This is a genomic window from Romboutsia weinsteinii (assembly GCF_002250835.2).
In the GTDB taxonomy this organism is placed as follows: domain Bacteria; phylum Bacillota; class Clostridia; order Peptostreptococcales; family Peptostreptococcaceae; genus Romboutsia_A; species Romboutsia_A weinsteinii.
Genome location: NZ_NOJY02000151.1, coordinates 1 through 782, shown reverse-complemented (window position 1 = coordinate 782; position 782 = coordinate 1). Strand labels below are relative to the sequence as shown.

Below are 782 nucleotides of genomic sequence, written 5' to 3'. Positions count from 1 at the left end.
AACATAGGCTGAGCAATCTTCATCATAGTTACTTCAGCTAATACCCTTGGGTTAGATGCACTCTTTATACTATCTTGAGTAACAGATAATATATTTAATATTCTTATTAAGTCATTTATATCTACATTTTTAGCTTGTTCTTTTAGTTGAGCTATTGTTTCTTCTGGTAAGGATATAATCTCATCCAAATCTGTAGATACCTTACATACCATCAAGTTTCTAAAGTGATCTATTAAGTCATTTACTAAATTTCTAATATCTTTTCCCCATAATACAAACTCATTTAAAATTTGAAGTGACTTAGTTGTATTTTGATCTATTATATATTGTCCTAATTCAAATAACTGCTCGACATTTACAGTACCTAGTAATTCAACTACATCTGAGTAAGATATATTTTCCCCACTAAAAGACATACATTGGTCTAATATACTAAGTGCATCTCTAAGCGCTCCTTGTGAGTTTCTTGATATTAAATTAAGTGCTTTCTCTTCTACCTCTATATGTTCTTCTTCGCATATTTTCTTCATCCTAGCGGTCATATCTTTAGCTGTTACTCTTTTAAAGTCAAACCTTTGACATCTCGAAAGAATCGTAGCTGGGATTTTATGTGGCTCTGTAGTAGCCAATATAAATATTATATATGAAGGTGGCTCTTCTAACGTCTTTAATAAAGCGTTGAAGGCTCCCTGTGATAGCATATGTACCTCATCTATTATATATACTTTATACTTTGCTTTAGCCGGAGAGTATTTTACACTTTCTCTAAGCTCTCTTATATC

The 782-nt window shown here is 31.6% G+C and carries 1 protein-coding gene; it reads right to left on the bottom strand.

The genetic code is table 11. From position 1 onward, the window contains the following. Nucleotides 1–782 (bottom strand): DNA polymerase III subunit gamma/tau (gene dnaX / locus CHL78_RS20325; protein WP_116041781.1); only part of this gene is annotated, 782 nt, incomplete at both ends.